3 protein-coding genes are annotated in these 3,864 nt (G+C 41.4%); all 3 read left to right on the top strand.

The window, feature by feature from the left end:
• The coding region (locus tag ACKTSF_RS14230; protein WP_407890245.1) for an IS256 family transposase at positions 1 to 593 on the top strand (593 nt) is incomplete at its 5' end.
• 227 nt (positions 594 to 820) lie between these two features.
• On the top strand, positions 821 to 2,026 hold the full coding sequence (locus ACKTSF_RS14225; protein ID WP_002825823.1) for an NAD(P)/FAD-dependent oxidoreductase: 1,206 nt from the start codon (positions 821 to 823) through the stop codon (positions 2,024 to 2,026).
• A 115-nt stretch (positions 2,027 to 2,141) separates the two neighbouring features.
• The gene (locus ACKTSF_RS14220; protein WP_024855732.1) at positions 2,142 to 3,518 is read left to right on the top strand and encodes an FAD-dependent oxidoreductase; all 1,377 of its coding nucleotides are present in this window, start codon (positions 2,142 to 2,144) and stop codon (positions 3,516 to 3,518) included.
• Positions 3,519 to 3,864: the final 346 nt, after the last annotated feature.

The raw sequence follows: 3,864 nt of genomic DNA, 5'->3' as shown, positions 1-3,864 counted from the left end.
ACTACCAAGTGGCGCCAACGGAATCGACTGGAATCTGGACTGAACTGCTGGGAACCTTGATCAAGCAGGGCGTTAAAGATGTGCTGTTGTTTGTGGCCGATGGGTTAGTTGGTTTGGATGAAGGCTTGAATCGGCATTTTCCTAAAGCCAAACGACAACGTTGCCTGGTTCATGTTGGGCGGAATCTGATGAACAAAGTTCGCGTAAAAGACCGCAAGGCCGTGATCAGTGACTTTAAACAAGTTCATCGGGCCGCCAACCGTGAAGCAGCCGAACTGAAACTGAATGAGTTCGCCAACAACTGGCATCAGACGTATCCCAAATTAATCAAAGATCTGCTTAAAATGCCGAATTTACTCACTTTCATGGACTTTCCACCAGCTATCCGGCAATCACTATACTCCACTAACCTGATTGAGAACTTTAATAAGCATCTCAAGCGCACCACCCACCACAAAGAACAATTTCCAACGGAAGATTCACTGGATCGCTTCCTGGTTTCTCAGTTTAATGTTTATAACGAGAATTCTCTGAAGCGGATCCACCGAGGGTTCAAAGGACTCCAGGACACCTTGGAAGCATCATTTATTTAAGTTAGATACATATTATATGTACGAAGGCATTTCATTTACACAAGATTCTTGACGCTACCCTAAATCTGGATCATAGTGATATTTGATAGCTTTGTAGCAGTATGTAAATAAAATTATTATTCTGATAAAAGCAAGCAACGATTGACAATTCTGATCGTTATTTTTCGAATCATGGCGTTTTTATATTACAATGATCCTAGAAAAAGTAAAGTTATGGAGGCGATTAGATGAGTGATTTGGATCAGACAAACAGCTATCGATACGTCATTGTTGGTGGCGGAGTGGTTGCTGGCTATGCCATCAAGGGAATTCGACAGGAAGATTCAGAGGGTGAGATCTTAATTATTTCGCAAGAGGCGGATGTCCCATATGAACGACCGGCACTGAGTAAAAAACTATGGCTAGATGATGAATTTACTGAAGAGAACATTCAGATTGGTGCTGAAAATTATCCCAATGTGACTTTTAAGTTCAAGACAACGGTTACGGCTATTAATCGGCAAGATAAGGTCATTACATTGGCCGATAGTGAGCAAATCAAGTATGAACAGCTATTGCTAGCAACTGGCGGAGAACCTAGACAAATCCAGGGACCTTCTGATCCACATGTGCTAGTCTTTAGACAGTGGTCAGATTATCGCAAGTTACGTAAATTTAGTGGTCCGAACAAGCGAGTTGTGATCATTGGTGGTGGATATGTTGGTACAGAGCTCGCATCGTCACTGACCCAAAATGAGACTGAAGTTACAATGATTTTTCCAGAAAAAGCGCTGGGTGAGGGTAAATTTCCTGAGTCTATTCGGACTGAGTATGAAGCCACGTTCAAACGCAATGGTGTCACACTGATGAGTGGTCAGTTTGTCCAATCATATCAACGCCAAGGTGACCACTTGACTCTATTGACAAAGGATGGTACGGTGATCGCAGCCGATACGATCATTGTTGGGTTAGGCGTTACGCCGCGGATTAGTTTAGCTGAAGACAGTTGTTTGGATTTAGCTGATGGTGGTGTGAAAGTTAATGAGTATCTCAATACTAGTGACCCAGCCATCTGGTCTGCTGGAGATATTGCCTCTTATCCAGATCACATCTTGGGTCGGCAACGGATTGAGCACGTGGACCATGCCCGACTTTCTGGTGAATTAGTTGGCCGTAATATGGCAGGTGCTCACATGAGCTATCAGCATACCCCATACTTCTATTCCATGATTTTTGATATTTCCTGGCAAGCAATCGGTAATATTGATCCTAAATTGCAATTGATTTTTGATCGGCGAACGCATGGATCGCTTGTCTATTTCATAGATACCGATAAGTTAGTTGGTGTTTTAGTTTGGAATGTTAAGGTGAATCTTGATGATGTTCGCGCATTGCTTGCGAACGCTCCAGCTACAGATGATCTGGTGGGATCCATTCGAGAGAAGAAGGCTTAGTATCTGGATGAGATATCGGTGAATCATTGCGTCATCACGAATGTACTTTAGAACAAAATGGCCATCATTAACGATTTATTATTTGTCACCCATCTATTAGGAGGCTATATTTTTTATGTCGAAGACAAAAGTTATTGTTGTTGGTGCCTCGCACGGCGGCCATCAGTCGGTTTTGGAACTTACTCACAAATACTCAAACCTAGATATTAAACTCTTCGAAGCGGGAGATTTTATTTCTTTTATGTCCTGTGGTATGGAATTATATTTAGAAAACAGTGTAACGAGTATTAATGATGTCCGTAATTTTAAACCTGCAGATCTCGAAAAATTTGGGACAGAAGTATATGCCAATCATGAAGTGACCAAAATAAATCCAGAAAATAAGCAAGTTACCGTGAAAGATTTAAGATCCGGTAAGATACAGAGCTATGATTACGATAAATTAATCTTAAGCTCAGGCGTAACTCCAAACGATTTACCCGTTCCTGGTCATGAGCTAAAAAACGTTTATTCAATGCGCGGCAAGGATTGGGCAGAAAAGATCAAAGCAAAATTATCTGACCCAGATGTTAAAAATATTACTGTTATTGGTGCTGGTTACATTGGTGTTGAAGCTGCTGAAGCCAGCATCAAAGCTGGAAAGAATGTTACATTAATCGACATGATTAATCGGCCTCTGGGCAACTACCTAGATACCGAATTAACAGATATTTTATCAAAAGAATTGACTAGCAAAGGCGTTCAAGTTGTCACTGGCGCTAAGATTGAATGCTATGAAGGGACTGAATCGGTTTCTGCTGTTAAGACCAACGATGCAGAATATCCTAGTGACTTGATCATTCAAGCTGTTGGAGTTAAACCTAATACTGATTGGTTAAAGGGAACGGTTGAACTAGATAAGCGCGGGTGGATTAAAACTGACAAATATTTGAGAACTAATCTGCCTGATGTCTATGCCATAGGTGATGCGGTGTTGGCCTATTCAATTCCTGCTCAGAGGAACATGCCGATAGCTTTAGCCACGGTTGCCCGACGTGAAGCCCGTTATGTAGTGGAACACATCTTTGAGAACACACCGTCTATGCCATTTTCAGGAGTAGTCGGCTCATCAGCATTAAGTGTTTTCGACTATCACTTTGCCACATCAGGTCTGAATATGACCACAGCCCAAAAGGCCGATATTAAGATTAACACATCTTTTTACAAAGACACTTTACGTCCAGCTTATGTCCCTATGGAGAAGGGAAATACAGAGGTCTACGTAGAGCTGGATTACAATCCAAACACTCATCAACTATTAGGTGGTGCTGTATTGTCAACTTATGATATCACTGCCCAAGGTAATGTTATTTCATTAGCCATCCAACAAGGATTAAAACTGGAAGATTTAGCCGAAGCTGACTTTTTCTTCCAGCCAGGCTTTGACCGACAGTGGAGCCTATTGAACTTAGCAGCCCAACGTGCTCTTGGTGAACTTGAGTTTACAAAATAGAAATTGTAACGACCACTTATAACTTGCTGTTTAGGATCACGAATAAATCAAAAAGAGGCTGTGACATAAGTCTCCACAAATAAGACGGTCTAGTGAGAATCTTCGGATTCTCACTAGACCGCCTTTTGATATAATGGAAAATAAAAAAGGCATCGGCCACACCCGATACCCACAGATTATCCCCGAAAGGACATCTAAATATGCAAGACTATTATGGTGGATTGTAAAATTAATCCGAACGCTGTTCGGACAAAAAAGATCAGCTTCCTTTAAAATGGTGTTTACCACAAACCCATCTTTTAGGAGCTGATCTTTTGTCTAGTATAACCTATTCCGAACGAATTAA

Origin of the sequence: Levilactobacillus muriae (assembly GCF_045862015.1) — a bacterium.
GTDB lineage: Bacteria > Bacillota > Bacilli > Lactobacillales > Lactobacillaceae > Levilactobacillus > Levilactobacillus muriae.
This window is presented reverse-complemented; position numbering and strand designations above follow the sequence as displayed.

Excerpts from the sequence above, each read along its gene's own strand:
- ACKTSF_RS14220 (WP_024855732.1), top strand. The coding sequence starts at position 2,142 with ATGTCGAAGACAAAAGTTATTGTTGTTGGTGCCTCGCACGGCGGCCAT.
- ACKTSF_RS14225 (WP_002825823.1), top strand. The coding sequence starts at position 821 with ATGAGTGATTTGGATCAGACAAACAGCTATCGATACGTCATTGTTGGT.